This window comes from Paenibacillus sp. Marseille-P2973 (assembly GCF_018101095.1).
Classification (GTDB): domain Bacteria; phylum Bacillota; class Bacilli; order Paenibacillales; family Paenibacillaceae; genus Fontibacillus; species Fontibacillus vini.
The window spans coordinates 1-16,991 of record NZ_JAGQEH010000027.1; the positions used below are offsets into that span (position 1 = coordinate 1).

Sequence of the window (16,991 nt, forward strand, 5' to 3'; positions counted from 1 at the left end):
ACGGTCCTCTTCGGTAAATCTCTTCTTGCTCATGCAATCCCCCCCCGATGCTTATTCCAGTATACAAAAAGGTACCCACAGCCTGAACACCTTTTTTCAAAGTGTCCAAACTATGGGTACCAGTTTACCCTTGGGGCGGCTTTTTTATTATTGTTGGAGCGGAGGATGGTGAGGAATGTCAGAGGAGAGTTGGATGAGATAGCACGCTCGATTAAGCCACTAACGTTTAACGGTTTGCAGTTCCACTAACTATGTCCGCGCACCCATCTGATTATTAGGAAGTCACTGAAAAACCTTCGACTGATGATCATATAGCCAGTAACTACACCTTCACACCCCTCGCACCGCTCACACCCCTCGCACCGCTCACAAACCGTCACAACCTCTGATTACTTAAAAACTGGTGAAACCCTCGACTGTCGATCGCTAATCCACTAACTACGAACCTGCAACTTGGGGAAATTAGATGGAATTTCTACAGCTAATTTTGGTTGGCTGATGTCATCTGTGAATTTAGATGTAAAACCTACAACTAAATTAGAAGGTTGGCCCCGTTTTTCCCGTTTTGAGTTGAATTAGCTGCAGGTTTTACAGTTAAAAGACAGAAAGACGAAAAAACACAAAAATAGCTGTAGGTTTTACAGTTATTTTTGTGATTATGGCGAGATTGGGTCTATTCGGAGGAACGTTTTGCCCACTTACTGGAATACGAAGAACTCAGATTAAGCTTTTTCTCCGTGGATATCGGTAGACGGTTTCCACATAATTTTGTGCTGCGTTTTGCTAATTTTTTCATAGAACAGCTGGGGATCCTTTTGAAACAAGTGCTTGACCAAATGAATGAAGAACCATAAGTCTATCGTCAGTACGAGCATTCCGAGCAGAAATCGGGATATTCCCGGGAATTCGCTGGACGAGAACGCCATCATACGGTTTAAACCGAACAGTACCCAATAAAGCATACCGTTGCGCAGAATAAGGGCAAACAGCGTGATCCGGGTTGGATCGCCCGCTTCACGAACGTTGCTGATTTGTTTTGTACCCGATACGCTCCCCGCCGCACTACTCGCATTAGGCGTACCGATCGCACCACGAGAACTGTCTGCACGAAGGGCCTTTTGTGTACTAAGCGCTCTGTCCGCATCAATAGAACTGTCTGCACGAAAGGCTCCTTCCGCACCGTCCGCACTATTCTCTCTCAGCACCCCGTCAGCACCAAGCACCCCATCCGCTTTCAGCGCTTTATCTGCACCAAGAGCACCATCCGCTCTCAGCACTTTATTTGCACCAAGAGCACCATCCGCTCTCAGCGCACTATCCGCACTATTCGCACTATTCACTCTCAGAGCTCCGTCAGCACCAAGCACCCCATCCACTCTCGACGCTCTATCCGCTCCAAGACCTCTTCCAGCGCCCGGCACACTGTTCGCACCGGACCCGCCCATGGCACGATCCATTCCACTCCAGCGCTCCGCTTTGGATTCAGTGCTTGTTCCGGCGCTCCTGATCAGCCTGATCCGCACCAGCCATTTACCGAACGTACAGCCGCCGGTCAGGTAGGGGAGCAGGATGAAATACAATCCCGTCGATACAAAATAGGCACCCGGAATTCGGAGTGTGTAGCATATTGTCATGAGAATGATGCAGATGGCGAAATCGAACATGAATGCCAGACCACGCCGGGTGTAGGAGACTCTTTTGGTGGACAGATCCACTCCCTTATCCAAATGTTCAATGCGCGGTAGCAGTCCTGACAGCCACACGGCGGCCAGGAATCCAATCATTCCTCCAAGGGTGTTGGTCATCAGATCATCCAAGTCGAACACCCGGTAGGCATGATCGTACAAACCATATATTCCGGTCAGTTGCGTCACCTCGAAGAAGAGGGACAACAGGAAGGAGAGCAGCAGGCACCGCAAAGGACCGATCCGGAAATAGTAACGGACCAGCATTCCAAACGGAACGGTTAGAAGCACGTTGAACAATACCTGGAGAACAGCGCGCTCTTTTAGCAAATGTAGATAGGTTGAGGGAACTCCTTTAACGACAGAGGTTTCTCTTAGTATGTCCTGGATAAAGTTAAATGGCACCAGTTGCATCGTACCCGCGCTCAGCGGCAGATTGTGACGGGTGGCGGGCAAGGGCAGCATCACCAGGAATACGGCGTTCATCAGATAGAGCAGAAACAGGTAGAGTACAAAAGCCCGGACCTTGTTAATGTAACCGTGTCTGCGGTACTGCACGACGAGAAACGGAAGCGTAAAAAATAACGCGGCCACAGGAAATGCCATAAAGGCATAAGCGATAGGAAACAGGTAGGACTCAAACATGGAAATGGACACCTTTCGTATATGATCAAATTACTAAATGAAATAGCTTCGAAATAGTTTCTGAAACCTTCGAAAAAAAAGCTTCGTTTCAACGCTGCTTATCATCTTAACATACGGAGTTTAAGGCCGGGTTTAAATTTAGTTTAAAAATTGAAGCCCTCTCCGGCATAAGACCATTCGCAAGGCACCCGGGATACATATGCTATTAGCATCTTTTAGGATATGGAGATGAAGCTATGCCTCTTAGCAGGACCGGCCGCATTCATGCTGCCGTCAAAATTGATGTGCTGATTCCGGCAATAGAAAAAGATCTCGGTTCGCTTCCCTATGTAATTGATGCCGTAAGAGCACAAGTGCAGCATCCTATCGGCCAAATTATTATCATCGCTCCCAAAAGGAAAAGAATGATGGATTTTTGCCGTGTCAAAGGCTGCAGATTTGTAGACGAGAATACGGTTCTGCCGCTGACCAAGCGGGACATTTCTTATGGCTCGGCCAAGTGGGAGCGGTCGGGCTGGCTGTTTCAGCAGCTGCTGAAATTGAGCGGGGACCGGTTATGCGGTAGTGATTATTTTCTAGTCATCGATGCCGACACCGTGCTGATTACGCCGCACAGCTTCCGTTCCGGGGGAAAGAGTGTTTTTTATTGCCGGAACTGGAGCCAGCCGGAGTATTTTAAGACGTACAGGAGACTCATGGGCCGGAAGGTATCCTCGTCTTCTTCTTTCGTAACCCACTATATGCTGTTTGATAAGGCAAAGCTGTCCCGTATGAAAAAAGAGATCGAAGCCAGACACGGAATGCCATGGTACAAGGCTATTATTACCAGCATGAATAGAAGCAAACAGTTTGCCTTCTCGGAATATGAAACGTACGGCAATTACGTCTACTCCACGGACCGGGCACGGACCCTGCTCCGCAAAGCGCGCAACAAAAGCCTGCACGGCAGTCCCGGCGAAATCGGCAAGCAGCGGCTTGCCGGATTGGCCAAAACGTATCGTTCGCTGTCTTTTCATAAACGGAAAGGGTATGTGAGAACGCCTGGCGTGAGTCGCGCCCGCCGCAAATAAGAGCCTGGCGGAAAATTCAAAGGATGACGGGGAGGAGATAGAACTTGCGGATTGTTCTCCTGTCGGGCGGTTCCGGCAAGCGGCTGTGGCCGCTGTCGAACGAAGTAAGATCCAAAGCGTTCCTAAAGCTGCTGAGGTCTCCGGACGGCGGGATGGAATCGATGATTCAGCGAATATGTCGCGGGCTGGAGCAGGCGGGACTGCTGGGGCGCTGTTGCATCGTCACGCATCATTCCCAGGTGGAAATAACAAGGCACCATATAGGTGGAGACATACCAGTCCTCGGCGAACCTCAGAAGCGGGGTACCTTTACCGCGATCACCCTGGCGGCGGCATACTTGCATTCCGTAGCAGGGGCGGAAATTGACGAGACGGTGATCGTGATGCCGGTCGATTCCTTCGTCGAGCCCTCCTTCTTTGAGCTGCTTCAACGAATGCCTGCCGCCCTGGCGGATTCCGGGGCAGACATGGCACTGCTTGGCACCGTTCCGCGATTCCCTTCGGACGCCTTCGGCTATATCGTTCCGAAATCCAAATACTCGGCTGGGAGTTATGCGGAAGTCGGTTCATTTGTTGAGAAACCGGACAAGGCAAATGCGGAGATTTTGATCTCGCAAGGCGCGTTGTGGAATTGCGGCGTCTTTGCCTGCAGTCTGCGCTATCTCCTGTCCTGTATGGCGGACAGAGGAATTCAGCCGTTATACGAGGGGCTGCTAAATCGCTATGACAGCATGCCACAGGAAAGCTTCGACCGCGAGGTGGCGGAACAAACACAGCGGGCTGTTGTTCTGCCGTATGACGGAATGTGGAACGACCTTGGCAACTGGAATGAGCTCACCCGCTATCTGTTAAGCCGCAGCTTAGGCAAAGGGAAAATATCCGAGGACTCCGCAGGTACCCATTTGGTCAATGAGCTGGCCATTCCGATCCACGTCGTCGGGGCTCCCGGGTTAATCGTCGCGGCAAGTTTAGACGGTATTCTCGTGGCGGGAAAGAGTGCGGCCAGCCGGATCAAGAGCGAACTGGAGGCTGGGGCTTCTTTTCCCATGTATGAGGAGAAGAGGTGGGGAAGCATCTCCATCCTGGACATTTCCCGTTCGGACGGGGACAGGGAAACGGTGATCTCGAAGATCAGAATGCTGCCAGGCAAGCATACCAGCTACCACCGGCACCGCAGCGTGATCGAGGCATGGACGATTATCTCCGGTTCGGGAGAGTATGCGCTGGACGGGAAGATACATTCTTTGTCCGAAGGCGACAGCATAATCATCCCTCCGGGGATTCCGCACGGCATAAAAGCGCTCACTTTGCTGGAATTCATTCAAGTCGAAAGCGGGGCAACGCCGGTAAAAGAGGATATCGTGAGAATGCCTCCGGTGTTGGGTTGGAATATCCCTGATAAGAAGGATGGCCGGAAATAGTGAGTCACGGCAATATGCAAATACAAATTCAAATTCAAATTCAAATAAAACTGGAGGAAATAGAATGGGGAGATCAGGAGGATCCACGCTCACAAGCAAATGGATTAAAACCAAAGTATTGATGCGGAGCACCGCGATCTCGCCGCTGATTCCGGAAACAGTTCGGTTCAGCAGGGAGAACCTGAAAAAGATGCTTCAAAAATACAAAATGGTCTATATCAAGCCTGAGCGCGGGACCTATGGCAACGGGGTAATGCGAGCCGAAGTTGTCACGGAATCGGGAAGAACGCTATACCAATACCAAAGAGATACGAAGAAAACAAAAAAGTCGGACATCGAGGCCTTTTACCTGTCATTGAAAAAGCATATCGGAAGCCGAAGCTATCTGATCCAAAAAGGGATTGTGCTGCTGAAGCATCAAGACCGGCGATTTGACCTTCGGGTCATGGTTCAGCTCAGTCCCAAGGGGACATGGGAGACTACAGGCATGATCGGAAGGGTGGCCCAGTCCGGCAAGATCGTTACCAATTATCACAACGGGGGCAAACCGACTTCTATAGAGAAGCTTCTATCTCCACATATGAATTCGGCCCGTCAGGCTGAATTAATCCGGCGCTTGAAAAAGCTGGGGGAAGATATCGGCCGGTTTTATCATAAGAAAAATCTCGGCTTCAAGCAGTTGGGCGTAGACGTGGGACTCGACCGTACGCTGACCCCTTGGATCATTGAGGTCAACACCAATCCGGATCCGTATATTTTCAACCAGTTAAAGGATAAATCCATGTACCGGAAAGTTATGGCCTATCGGCGAGCGCTTGGAAAGCGAAAGTCCTGATCCTTCATTAATGATGACTCTGGTATGAAAAAAAGCGTATGGTCCCGGATGCCTCATCCATCTGCCATACGCTTTATTAATTATCTAAAATCTGCGTGAGAAGCTCTTTTTATCTTATGGTCGTAGCTCCCGATTCCTCCGGCATTCTGATACGGAACCATTTATACACTTCGGAAACAAGGTCAATGATCGTGAAGAGCCCGATAAAATAGATAAGGTTATGGGTGACCGCAAACCATATCGACTTGAGGTTCTCGTAGTCCTCGCCGCCTTGCGGAGCCCATCCGACGGCCTGAAGCTGACTCAGGAAATCGTCGTTCCAGAAACCCGGCGTGTTCAACAAAATAGCGGCAAAGACCAGTCCCAGCAGGCTTAGACAAATATGGAAGGTGAGGATCGTCAACGTTCGGCGGCGAACAATTATCTTCAGAACTTCCCGCATGACGCCTAACGCTCCCAAAACGCCGATGAAAGGCAGGTATTTGCCTATGACGTCGGAGTTCATAAGCGGAATTGAGGTCACGAGACCGTCGTGAAACCGATATGCCCCAATGAGCTCGGATCCGAACATGAAGATCACTGTAAACAGCACTGTAAAAATAATGCCGGCCACCGGCTCCGAAAGCTTAATCTGCGATTTAGGATCGGGAATAGGGGGGAGGTCGGCGGGAGACCACTTTTTAGACATATCGCCATGGCCTGCATATTTCTTATGGGCTCCGTAATCGATGAATGCATAGATAACCGTTACCCATACGAAACCCTGGGAACCAGCGGATATCAAGGACACAAGATAATCGATAAAGTGGTCGAGAATCGGTGCGGGCTCAATGATACAATCAATGACAAAAACGACGCTCATTGAAAGAAGGATGGCCATCAAGACGATTTTGATGACGGACAGGTAAGAGTCAAATAGAGCCGGGCTGATCAAATATCTTTCGTGTCCCCGATATTTGGCCGCCATGACGCTCGGATGGCCGAGCTGTTGAAGCACCTGTTCCACATCCTCGCGGGAAGGCGCGGTAAGGGGGGACCGTTCCTCAAGCATATCTTCAATCAGCCCATAGAGCTCCTTGCGAATATCATTTCTTTGCTGCTCAGGCAGCTTCTGTACTACTGCATAAACATAACGGTCGATTAGTTCCATCGATTAACCTCCTTCAAGGTCTACAATTTTCTCCATACTTGCGGTGAGCTCTCGCCATTCCCGGCATAATCCCGAATATACAGCACGACCGAACTCCGTCAGCACGTAATATTTGCGGGGGCGGGCTTCGTTCGTATCCCAGCTGCTCTCCAGCAATTGCTGCTTCTCCAGCCTTCTAAGCAGGGGATAGAGGGTTCCGGGATCAATGCTCATTCCCTTTTCTTCGAGAACCGAGACAAGCGAATAACCGTACTGGGGATCTGACAACTGGCTGAGAACCCCGATAATGATCGTTCCGCGTCTCAGTTCGCTTAGTAATCCTTGTATTGTTTCTGCTACGTCAGCCATATTATCAACTCCTGATGTAATCATACTGTATGACACACACTATTGTAAATGGTCTATTATAATTTTATACAAAATAATAACAGGCATACATTTGTATGCAAAAAACAGCAAAGGAGCCCTGAGGCAACGCCTGGGCATGAATGCGCCAAACGCGGCTTCGCGGACGCGTTCGGGAGCTACGCGCGCGAAGCAGAGGTTCCATTGCTGTTTACGGTGTTTCAATATGGTCTATCACGTTCTATATTTGAAGGCCTGCCCCAAACATCGTCCTAAGCTCATCCTTGATCGAGCGGAGCGGGGAGCCTGCCAGCCTCGCCAAATCGGGCGACACGTAAGACATGTCGGCGAGCTTGAGCATTTGAAAGACGGGATTGGAGTAGTCGGGGGAGGTCCGGCAAACGACGGAGCGTCCGGTCACCTCCGATAGGGCATTCGCCAGATCTTCCATGTTCCAAGTGTGAGGCGCGGTAAGTTCGTAGGTTGCGTTCTCATGGCCTTTCCCGGTAAGAATCGTTACGGCCGCCGCAGCCAAGTCTTCCCGGGCCGCGGTATTGAAGACCCATTCTCCCGGCGGGGTGATGAGATCTCCGCTTACGGCCGCCTCCCGGACACCCAGAAATTTGAGGATATCCATATAATAGGCGTTCCGCAGGAGGGTGTATGGGATTTTTGACTCTTTAATCGCTTGTTCTGTTTGCAAATGCAGCTGGTGCAGCGGCAATTTCCCTTGTTCCGGCCGGGCGATGCTTGTATAGAGGAGGTGCTCCACGCCTGCTCTTTGCGCTGCTTCAACGGCATGAAGATGCTGCTGTAAACGAACTTCATCGTTCTGGTGGGGGGAAGAGATCAAGAGCAGCTTCGAAGCTCCGTAAAAGGAAGATTCCAGGGAAGCGGGGTCGTCGTAGTCCCCGTATCTCACTTCCACCCCGAGAGCGCTCCATGCTTTGCCGGCTTCCGGGCGGCGCAGGCTGGTCACAATATTTTGAGCAGACTCGACTTTCAGTAACAGCTCTAGAATATGTTGTCCCAAATTACCCGTAGCTCCGGTAATGATGAGTTTCATTCGGTTTCCATCCTTCCATATTGGCTTGAAATAGTTAAATGTTTAACTAAATAGGCGCAAGAAACTTTCAATCAAGTTTCTTGCGCAATTTATGAAGTAGGCTCAGCAACTGCTTCAGTTCCTCCTTGTCCAGACTCTTCATATTTTCCGTAATCGTCTCGCGATTTCCCGGCATGACATCGTGCAGCAGCCGCTCGCCTTCCGCTGACAGGATAATGCGGCGCTTACGGCCGTCTTCGGGATGGCTTGCAGTATGAATATAGCCAAGCTGTTCCAGCGGTATCAACATGGCACTGATATTTGCCTTAGTGACGCCGATCCGGCCGGCGAGCACAGAAGGAAGAATATTTCCGCCCGCTTTGGCGATTTCAACCAGGATTCGGATTCGAGCTCCGTTTAGATTTTTGGATACCCAATACTTCTCGGAAGCCGCTACCAGATGAGCGGTCGTATCCACCATGGCGAAAAAGGTCTGGACCTCCAGAGGCTGTTTCGTCACATACTTTTGAATAGTCAATGGTTTAAATCCTCCGTAATTTAGTTAAATGTTTAACTAAGTGGATCGTACTACAGAGCGGATAATATGTCAATTTTATACAACCGTTCTTATAAACAGGCTTTAAGTTCGGCCTCTGGACGGCTACAATAACATAAGCAGATCATATCGCATGTAACGTAAAGCCAGATTCCGCCAATAATAGGGCTGAAGTGATAAAAGGAGTGCAGATTATGAATATTCAGGAATTAAGACAGCACCGACAGTATCCGGACAATATCGGGCATGAGACCAACCGCGCGACGTTCGAGCGTGATTATTCCCGGCTGATCCATTCGCCGACCTTTCGCCGGCTGCAGGGTAAATCTCAGGTGTTTGGCGCCGGAACCGGCGACTACTACCGCACCCGGCTGACCCATTCGCTCGAGGTGGCGCAAATCGCCCGCGAGGCGGCGCGCAGCCTGATCCGGGCATACCCGGAGGTGGCGACGGAGGCTGCGGAACACCCTGGATTGATCATCGATCCGGAAGTGGTGGAATGCGCGGCGATTTCCCACGATTTCGGGCATCCTCCTTTTGGACATAAAGGGGAAGAGGTGCTGGAGAACATTTTAGAGAATCTGATCGAGCAGAAGATCAGCCAGGACCTGAAAGGGCGAAACGCTTCGGCGGAAGAAGAGGCGCGTACCCGCGAAGCGTTCCGGCGGAAATACGAGCATTTCGAAGGCAATGCCCATAACTTCCGGCTCATGATGTTCTTGGAGAAACGGGAAAACATCGACGGGTTGAACCTTTCCGATGCGGTCCTTTTGGGGACCAACAAGTACCCCTATCCCGGAACGGAGAACAAAAAGGGCCTTTACCGGCATGAATGGGAGTATATTTCCTATATAAGGGACCAATGGGGGCTTCCCCGGGGGAAGAAGACGTTTGAAGCACAGCTCATGGATCTGTGCGACGATATCGCCTATTCCGCCCATGACCTCGAAGACGGAATCAAAGCGGGCAAAATCGAAGTTCACGAGCACTTTTTGTTCGATTCGCATATCCAGCGGCTGATCGTTGAGAAGATCATGACTCTGGAGGATGTGTTCTGGGACAATTGGACGCCGGACCGCATCCAGCTCAAGGTAGAGGAAGTGCTTACCTCGTTCCTGAACGTCTGGAAGACGAAAATGCCGATTTGCGGCCATGACAATTCCCGGACACGGCGGGAGGTAAAGGCATATTGGGTCAGCTTGTTCGTAGGGAGCCTGGGCGTGGTGGCGGATGGCGATTGGCAGAAGGTCACCTTTGTGAGGGAAGGCCGGGAAGACGATGATATGCTGCGTACGGTCAGCGTGCTCAAGAGCTTTGCCTGGGTGACGATGATCCGGGATCTCCGGGTTCAGCGTTTGCAGAAGCGGAGCGCCTGGGTCATCAAACGGCTGTGGGACGCTTTTGTCGATCCGGTCACCTCGAAGTCGATCATTCCCGGAGACTGGCTGCGCCGGTTCGACCGGGATCAGCAGCAGGCTCATCCGATCTGGACTTGGGAACATATGATTATCGATTATATTGCGGGAATGACGGACGCCTATGCCGAAAAAATCTACAACGAGCTGTACGGACTGAAAGTCGGAACGATTTACGATATGGATTAGTGGAGACACATCAGAGAGCCCCAAGCCTATACCAAGGTTGGGGCTCTTGTCATACCTTTTTTTTCTTCGATTTTAACTCTTGAATCAGCGATTGATATGTAACTCATCTCATTGATGGATACCGGCAGTATCACTAACATGATATGTAATAGGGCGGTAAAGAAAAGGGGGCGACACACCTTTGAATGAGAACCAGAAGTACCAGGTGATTCAACATGGAATGACCGGGGGCAATATAGCTAAAACCTGCAAGGAATTCGGGATTTCAAGAACGCTGTATTACCGCTGGTATAACGCCTATACGCAGCAAGGAATAGCCGGCCTGGAAAGGAAAGAACGCAAGCCGGCAATGCCAAACCAGGTGGACAGAAAAACTGAAAGAATCATTTTGCAATATGTTATTCGTTTTCCACAGGATGGGCCAAGACGGATTTATTATGAATTGCAGGATGAAGGAGTGAAGACGGGGGAGTCCGGTATATATAACGTGCTGCGGAGACATGGGCTGAGCCGGAGGAAGGATCGTGAGCGGTATGCAAGCGAGGCGAGAGCGAAGAAGAAAGCAGGGTCTGGCAGGGAATCAAGCCCCACGGTAATCCAGCGAAAGGAACCTCAGTTGGATTATCAGATGAAGGATCCGAATCATGCGTACCCCGGCTATATATGTTTTCAAGCTATTCAGTACATAGGCAGGTTCCCGAAGGTCGGAAGCGTGTATCAATACGTGCTAATAGATTCCTATTCTCATCTGGCGCTAGTAAAGCTGTACAATCGGAAATCAACGATCCATCTGGTCGAATTCATGCGCATGAAGATCATACCGCTGCTGAGAACCTTTCATTTGAGAATCGACAATCTGGTCACTAACAAGAGCCAGGAATTCTCGACAGCCTGGGAGCGGGGAAATCATAAGTATACGGAATATTTACATAAGCAAGGTATTAATTTCAACGCTTGCAGCGCCGATCATCCGGAAGTATTCCAGCCGCTGCACGAGTTTACCGGGATTCTGAACCGGGAGTTTTACAAACCCGCTTGGCGGGACGGGGAGCTGCAATCTTTTGAAATGCTGGATCAGCGATTGAATGAATATATGAACTACTATAACTATCAACGCCCGCTTGGGGGTGAAGCCCATTCCGGGAAGACCCCATCCGATATGGTGCTCGACTACAGTGGCGTCCAGGAGCCTTTGCCGCTCTGGTTATATACAAGGAGATGACAATTTATGGTCAGGGACGAAAGAATCGGGATCGTGGGTGCGGGAATCTCCGGGGTTACGCTTGCCCATGAACTAGCCAAGAAAGGTTATTCTCATGTGACGATCATGGAGAAAGAAGACCGGGTGGGCGGCAAATGCCACTCGATTGAATATAAGGGAAAAACCTATGAAATGGGGGCTTTAATCGGACTGCCGTCGTATAAGATGACGATGGAGCTCATGAAGGAGTTCGGTTTGAAAGAGAGCGGCCCTTTGCTGGAGCGCGGTTTTTTTAACAGGGAAGGGCATAAAATCTCGCAGATTCCAAAGGAGCAGATGTCGGATTTTGCCAAAGAGTTTAAGCGGCTGCCGGCACTGTTTGGCAGATACGAGTCGCTTAAAGCTCCCGGTCTGGAGCATATTCCCTCGGACCTCTGCAAGCCTTTCGCTTGCTGGTGCGATGAAAATGGGCTGTTCGTGCTCAAACAGGTGTTCATGCACTATTTCAGCGCTTTTGGTTATGGCAGCATTGATGAGGTTCCCGCTGCTTATGTCATGAAGCTGCTCAATTTCGATAATCTGATGTCTTTCATTGAGATTACACCGATGATCACCTGGCCTCAGGGAGTAACCGATTTGGTAAAATGCATGGGCGACAGGGCATCCGATCTGCGGCTCACCTGCGAGGTGAATCGTATTGCGCGGGAGGCGCCGGGTAAAGTGAGGGTGGAGACGAATCAAGGGAATCTCTATTTTGACAAAGTGATTTACACGGCCTCACTGCGGGACCTGCCGGACAAGACTGATCTGGAGGAGGAAGACCGCAAGCTGCTTAAGAAAATATTCCACGAACGATTCCGGGTTTATGCTTACAGGGTCGACAACATCCCCAAGCTGTCGGGTTACATTCCGGGGAATATGGGACCGGACAACAGAGGACGAATGATGGCCTGGTATTACAGGTGGGCGGATCTGGAGGAGAGCGATCTTCTTACCATTTACGTGGCTGAGAATGAAGAGATGAGCGAGTCGGAGATGCGGGAGAGTATTGAAGCCACGCTCGCCAGCCTTGGAGGGAAGAATATCCGGCTCTACATGATGAAATGCTGGAACCATTTCCCGCACGTGGATACGGCGGCACTGCAAAGAGGATTCTATACCCAGCTTGAACGTGCGCAAGGGAAGTACGGCATCTATTTTGCCGGGGAGATCATGAATTTTCCGACGCTGGAGAATTGTATTATTTATGCCAAGGCATTGGTGGAACGCTATTTTTGATCTGTCATAATGTGTCGAAATACGCGATTATTTTACTTTGATGATTTGTTTACACTTTAAGTTGAAAAATACCGCGTCCCTTGTGGGTTTGTGATAGAAAGAACTCCTGATAGGATGTGTAAACCTATCTTGAAAGCAAAGTCTGCCAGCCCTTGTGTGGCAAGCCTTTCCCTGATTTGAAGACAAATCGCCAAACCGCTATATTCAAGGCAGGAAGCGATTTCATGAAGAAGTTAGGGAGGGTTATGCATGTTTTTATTCGAAGCTATGCCTTGGTACTCCGTCCTGATGTGGTTTGTGGTGCTCGGAGGCTTAATGCTTGTGAATGAACTGGCGCGAATGAGTAAATGGGTTTCGATATTACTCTTTCTCGCTCTGCCGATTGTTCTAACTATTGCTGTTTGGCCAAATACGGCCGGAGAAGGTTCCAGCGTCGGCACCTGGTTTCATTGGGTGAAGGTCTATTCCGCACTGGCGGGCTGTCTCGGATTTATGGCTTTAAGGTATGTCAAAGGATGGGATAAGAACAAATATGTGTTGATGTTTCCTGCAATCATTCTGGCAGTTAATATTCTTGAAGCCGTAATCCGGGATTTTCAGGTATTTCGTTTAAACGGTATCGTCGACGGCGTAATGATGATCGGCGGGCCATGGAATATTATGAACGGAATTGCCGGGCTGTTGAACATTATTACGATCTCCGGCTGGATGGGGATTGTGGTCAGCAAGGGCCGGTCCAAGGATATGATCTGGCCGGATCAGCTCTGGTTTTGGATCATCGCTTATGATATTTGGAATTTCGCCTATGTGTATAACTGTGTATCCGACCATTCGTTCTACGCAGGGGCCGCATTGCTCATCTCCTGTACGATTCCGGCCTTCTTCTTTAAAAAGGGAGCATGGCTGCAGCATCGGGCTCAAACTCTGGCAATTTGGATGATGTTTACAATGTCCTTCCCGATGTTTGTCGGGGAATCCAAGTTTGCGGTGCAATCCTCTCACAGCGAAACGGCATTGTGGGTAGTAAGCGCATTGTCGCTGGCTGCGAATATCGCGGTATTTGTATACCATGTGTACAAAATCGCCAAGCATAAACGTAATCCGCTCAAAGTTGAAGTGTATACCGATTTGAAAGCCTACAAAGCGATTGCCGAGCAGAATTAAGGCTTCGGAGCCGGCCGGCTCACTGTAAGGCTGGAGAAACTAACTAGTTTACTTAAAAAAAGCCTCGCACCAGAATTTCCTGGTTCGGGGCTCTTGTCATAAGAGATATCTGTTATAATGGCGGGTTGGTATGGCATTTGCGGCATACCGGATAATAGGACTCGTTGCCGCCGATCTGGATTTGCTCGCCCGTATATACGGGTTTGCCGTCTTCGACGCGCAGGTTCATCGTTGCTTTGCGCGCACAGAACCAGCAGATGGTCTTCATTTCTTCTATTTTATCCGCATAAATGAGCAGTTGACGGCTGCCCTCAAACAAATGATTCTGAAAATCGTTCTTCAAACCGAATGCCATGACCGGGATATCCAACTCATCGACGATCCGGACCAACTGGAGAATGCTGTCTTCGTTTAAAAACTGGCATTCGTCGATAAGCACGCAGTACAATTTGGGACTATGATCCCGCACGATTCCGAAAATATCCGTATCTTCGGCAATCGGAATCGCTTCTCTGCGAAGGCCGATCCGGGAGGAGACATATCCGACTTCATCCCGGTTGTCCAGGGCGGACGTGAAGATGAGGACCGGCTTGTTCTGCTCCTCGTAATTGTGGGCTACCTTCAAAATTTCAATCGATTTCCCGCTGTTCATCGCTCCATATTTAAAAAACAACTGTGCCAATGGGGACTTCCTCTCTGTATTCATATCGCTTGAAGCTTTATATACAAAACACAATTATTTTATCATAATTCAGGCCGATGGTGAGCCCATTATGCAGAATGGAATGAAGGGATTTTTTGTAATACCGCTTGCCAAATGGCTGCAGTGAGTCTATCATGGTTTTTGCCATAAAAAAGAAATGGATATGGTACGGCTGTAGCAGAAGGGGATAAACGCAATGCGTGAAAATAATGAATTTAAAATAGATTCCTCCGGCGAACTCCGGGATCATCTGCAGGGCGACTGCGAGAACTGCTTCGGCTTATGCTGTGTGGCGCTGCCATTTGCGGTATCGTCAGACTTTGCGGCCGATAAGGATGCGGGTACGCCATGCCCGAATCTGCAATCGGATTTCCGCTGCGGTGTTCATACGACCCTCCGGGACCGGGGCTTCCGCGGCTGCACGGTTTACGATTGCTTCGGCGCCGGGCAAAAAGTTTCCCAGGATACCTTCGGCGGGCAACATTGGCGCCAAGCTCCGGAATCGGCCAAGCAAATGTACGAAGTGTTTCCGGTGATGTGGCAGCTGCATGAGCTGCTTTGGTACCTGACGGAAGCCCTGATGATGCCAGCTGCGCAGTCCATTTACGGGGAGCTTCAGGCCGCGCTCGAGGAGACGCTGCGACTTACCGATTTGAGCCCGGACGAGCTGTTGCGGGTAGAGGTAGGGCTGCACCGGGCGGAGGTCAACTCACTGCTGCTGCAAACGAGCGAGCTGGTCCGGGGCGAAGCCCGCCGCCGGCACAAAGGCCCGCTGAATCCGCCAAAGAAGAAGCTGGGCCGGGGAGCGGATCTTATCGGGGCGAACCTGAAGGGCGCCGACATGAGATACGCCAACCTGCGAGGGGCTTATCTGATTGCGGCGGATCTTCGTGGAGCCGATTTACGAGCGGCTGACTTGATCGGAGCGGATTTCCGCGATGCGGACATCCGGGGCGCCGATCTTACCGGCAGTCTCTTCGTTACCCAGGTTCAGTTAAATGCGGCTAAGGGTGACGCCGCGACCAAGCTGCCTCCGGGACTTGAACGGCCGGGCCACTGGTCGGCATAGGTTATTCGCCGAGCGCATAGAAAAAAACAGGCATTCCCGCAAGCGGGATGCCTGTTTTTTGTTGAAATAAGTGCTATTTTTATAGCCCCAATCGCTGCCCCTTCTCGAGCCGTTGGATCTGCTGCTCACCGCTGTCCGCCATTTCGCGGAACTGGATGATCGTATCGCGCATCTTAGGCAGGGCTTCCTGCTTATAGGTACTGATCGAATCGAAGGCCGACAGCACATCGGCAAAGGCCTGCTTCAGCGTATCCACGGAAATGCTCGTTTCAAGCGATTGCTTCTGGATGGCAGCGCCTTGATCTTTCAGCATTCTTGATGTGCTGCTGATCAGTTGGTCCGTCGTTTGGTTCAGCAGCTCGATTTTCTTCAGAACGATTCGTTGATTGTATAGAGCGCTGGCGACCGTGACGGAAATCTTCAACGCGGAGACGGTCACGTTCTTGGCCCGGTCAACGCCACGAATCAGCTCCTTGTTATTGCGGATGACGACCTCGATCGCCATAATGCCTTGCTGGTTCACGACCAGCATTTGCTGCAGGTCCATGACACGCTGGCGGAGAGGGAACAACACTTCCTCCGTAATGAACCGGATTTTATCCTCGGATTCCTGCCGTTGTTTGGCGGCTTCAAGTTGGTTCTCGATCTCCGTATCCATCAGCATGCCGAGCTGTATTTCCTTTTGCAGCTTTTTCGTCAACTCGCGCAAAGCCTGCTGTTCGAATTCCAGGGTCGTATTATCATTTTTCAAAGTGGACTTGCCCTTATCAAGCGACACAATGATATCGGAGATAACGGCATCCGCCTTCTCAAACTTGGCAAAATAGCTCCGGAGCGGGTTGAATATTTTACCCAAGAATCCGGTTTTGGCAAAGTCGACTACGCTGGGATCCAGATCTTTGAGCTGAAGGTGCAGCTCCGTCAAGCCCTTGGCGACTTGGCCGCCGTCATCCCCGGTTTTGGACAGTTTGCCTACGGACACCTGCAACAAGGAGTTCTTCTCCGAGGAAGACTTCATCGTATTCATACCGAAGCTATCGATGGAATGCAGGATTTCTTTGCGCTTCTCCAAAGATTCGATATCAAGCTCCAAAATAGCGTTGACGTTATTCGAAGCCAAAAGCTGGAGCTCCGACACCTCTTCCGGTTCAGGCTGGACCTGCTCCTCGATTGCGTTTTTCAATTGCTCGGGACTTACGACTTCCATGCTGAATGCTGAC

General features: G+C 50.4%; 14 protein-coding genes and 1 pseudogene. 8 read left to right on the forward strand and 7 right to left on the reverse strand.

Annotation, left to right across the window (positions count from 1 at the left end; translation table 11 throughout):
* Positions 1 to 1,505: 1,505 nt before the first annotated feature.
* Positions 1,506 to 2,330: pseudogene (locus tag KB559_RS25330) on the reverse strand (VanZ family protein); the annotation flags it as partial.
* Between the two features lie 236 nt (positions 2,331 to 2,566).
* Between KB559_RS25330 and KB559_RS24830 the strand changes: the two are divergent.
* The 3 genes from KB559_RS24830 to KB559_RS24840 all read left to right on the forward strand — a co-directional run bounded on the left by KB559_RS24830 (position 2,567) and on the right by KB559_RS24840 (position 5,656).
* Positions 2,567 to 3,400, forward strand: a complete 834-nt coding sequence (locus KB559_RS24830; protein ID WP_211026192.1) for a DUF6492 family protein — start codon at positions 2,567 to 2,569, stop codon at positions 3,398 to 3,400.
* A 44-nt stretch (positions 3,401 to 3,444) separates the two neighbouring features.
* Entirely contained in the window at positions 3,445 to 4,821 is a 1,377-nt protein-coding gene (locus tag KB559_RS24835) for a sugar phosphate nucleotidyltransferase (protein ID WP_211026194.1), read from the forward strand.
* Between the two features lie 64 nt (positions 4,822 to 4,885).
* Entirely contained in the window at positions 4,886 to 5,656 is a 771-nt protein-coding gene (locus tag KB559_RS24840) for a YheC/YheD family protein (protein WP_211026196.1), read from the forward strand.
* A gap of 109 nt (positions 5,657 to 5,765) precedes the next feature.
* Here KB559_RS24840 and KB559_RS24845 read toward each other — a convergent pair whose 3' ends face one another.
* The 4 genes from KB559_RS24845 to KB559_RS24860 form a co-directional block, all read right to left on the reverse strand.
* The gene (locus tag KB559_RS24845) at positions 5,766 to 6,806 is read right to left on the reverse strand and encodes a hypothetical protein (RefSeq protein ID WP_211026198.1); all 1,041 of its coding nucleotides are present in this window, start codon (positions 6,804 to 6,806) and stop codon (positions 5,766 to 5,768) included.
* Between the two features lie 3 nt (positions 6,807 to 6,809).
* Positions 6,810 to 7,154 (reverse strand): PadR family transcriptional regulator, encoded by a 345-nt coding sequence (locus tag KB559_RS24850; protein WP_211026200.1) that lies wholly within the window; start codon positions 7,152 to 7,154, stop codon positions 6,810 to 6,812.
* 238 nt (positions 7,155 to 7,392) lie between these two features.
* Positions 7,393 to 8,217, reverse strand: a complete 825-nt coding sequence (locus tag KB559_RS24855; protein WP_211026202.1) for an NmrA family NAD(P)-binding protein — start codon at positions 8,215 to 8,217, stop codon at positions 7,393 to 7,395.
* 67 nt (positions 8,218 to 8,284) lie between these two features.
* The gene (locus KB559_RS24860) at positions 8,285 to 8,734 is read right to left on the reverse strand and encodes a MarR family winged helix-turn-helix transcriptional regulator (RefSeq protein ID WP_247682078.1); all 450 of its coding nucleotides are present in this window, start codon (positions 8,732 to 8,734) and stop codon (positions 8,285 to 8,287) included.
* Positions 8,735 to 8,946: 212 nt separating this feature from the next.
* Between KB559_RS24860 and KB559_RS24865 the strand changes: the two genes are divergently transcribed.
* The 4 genes from KB559_RS24865 to KB559_RS24880 all read left to right on the forward strand — a co-directional run bounded on the left by KB559_RS24865 (position 8,947) and on the right by KB559_RS24880 (position 13,999).
* A complete protein-coding gene (locus KB559_RS24865; protein ID WP_211026204.1) occupies positions 8,947 to 10,356 on the forward strand; it encodes a deoxyguanosinetriphosphate triphosphohydrolase family protein in 1,410 nt (469 codons plus the stop codon).
* A gap of 181 nt (positions 10,357 to 10,537) precedes the next feature.
* On the forward strand, positions 10,538 to 11,578 hold the full coding sequence (locus tag KB559_RS24870) for a helix-turn-helix domain-containing protein (protein WP_211026206.1): 1,041 nt from the start codon (positions 10,538 to 10,540) through the stop codon (positions 11,576 to 11,578).
* Between the two features lie 6 nt (positions 11,579 to 11,584).
* Complete coding sequence (locus KB559_RS24875; RefSeq protein WP_211026208.1) at positions 11,585 to 12,835, forward strand: FAD-dependent oxidoreductase; 1,251 nt, start codon at positions 11,585 to 11,587, stop codon at positions 12,833 to 12,835.
* 249 nt (positions 12,836 to 13,084) lie between these two features.
* Positions 13,085 to 13,999, forward strand: a complete 915-nt coding sequence (locus KB559_RS24880) for a DUF5692 family protein (protein ID WP_211026210.1) — start codon at positions 13,085 to 13,087, stop codon at positions 13,997 to 13,999.
* A 112-nt stretch (positions 14,000 to 14,111) separates the two neighbouring features.
* Here the strand turns inward: KB559_RS24880 and KB559_RS24885 are convergent, their stop codons facing one another.
* Positions 14,112 to 14,681, reverse strand: coding sequence for a thymidine kinase (locus KB559_RS24885; RefSeq protein WP_211026213.1), 570 nt, complete (start codon positions 14,679 to 14,681; stop codon positions 14,112 to 14,114).
* Between the two features lie 217 nt (positions 14,682 to 14,898).
* Here KB559_RS24885 and KB559_RS24890 point away from each other — a divergent pair, with 217 nt between their 5' ends.
* Positions 14,899 to 15,771, forward strand: coding sequence for a pentapeptide repeat-containing protein (locus KB559_RS24890; protein ID WP_211026215.1), 873 nt, complete (start codon positions 14,899 to 14,901; stop codon positions 15,769 to 15,771).
* Positions 15,772 to 15,850: 79 nt separating this feature from the next.
* Here KB559_RS24890 and KB559_RS24895 read toward each other — a convergent pair whose 3' ends face one another.
* Positions 15,851 to 16,978, reverse strand: a complete 1,128-nt coding sequence (locus KB559_RS24895; RefSeq protein ID WP_211026237.1) for a toxic anion resistance protein — start codon at positions 16,976 to 16,978, stop codon at positions 15,851 to 15,853.
* Positions 16,979 to 16,991 lie beyond the last annotated feature (13 nt).

Bases quoted from the DNA above. Each gene is read 5' to 3' on its own strand.
- KB559_RS24845 (WP_211026198.1), bottom strand. From the start codon at position 6,806: ATGGAACTAATCGACCGTTATGTTTATGCAGTAGTACAGAAGCTGCCT.
- KB559_RS24865 (WP_211026204.1), top strand. From the start codon at position 8,947: ATGAATATTCAGGAATTAAGACAGCACCGACAGTATCCGGACAATATC.
- KB559_RS24830 (WP_211026192.1), top strand. From the start codon at position 2,567: ATGCCTCTTAGCAGGACCGGCCGCATTCATGCTGCCGTCAAAATTGAT.
- KB559_RS24890 (WP_211026215.1), top strand. From the start codon at position 14,899: ATGCGTGAAAATAATGAATTTAAAATAGATTCCTCCGGCGAACTCCGG.
- KB559_RS24880 (WP_211026210.1), top strand. From the start codon at position 13,085: ATGTTTTTATTCGAAGCTATGCCTTGGTACTCCGTCCTGATGTGGTTT.
- KB559_RS24840 (WP_211026196.1), top strand. From the start codon at position 4,886: ATGGGGAGATCAGGAGGATCCACGCTCACAAGCAAATGGATTAAAACC.
- KB559_RS24850 (WP_211026200.1), bottom strand. From the start codon at position 7,154: ATGGCTGACGTAGCAGAAACAATACAAGGATTACTAAGCGAACTGAGA.
- KB559_RS24875 (WP_211026208.1), top strand. From the start codon at position 11,585: ATGGTCAGGGACGAAAGAATCGGGATCGTGGGTGCGGGAATCTCCGGG.
- KB559_RS24855 (WP_211026202.1), bottom strand. From the start codon at position 8,217: ATGAAACTCATCATTACCGGAGCTACGGGTAATTTGGGACAACATATT.
- KB559_RS24895 (WP_211026237.1), bottom strand. From the start codon at position 16,978: ATGGAAGTCGTAAGTCCCGAGCAATTGAAAAACGCAATCGAGGAGCAG.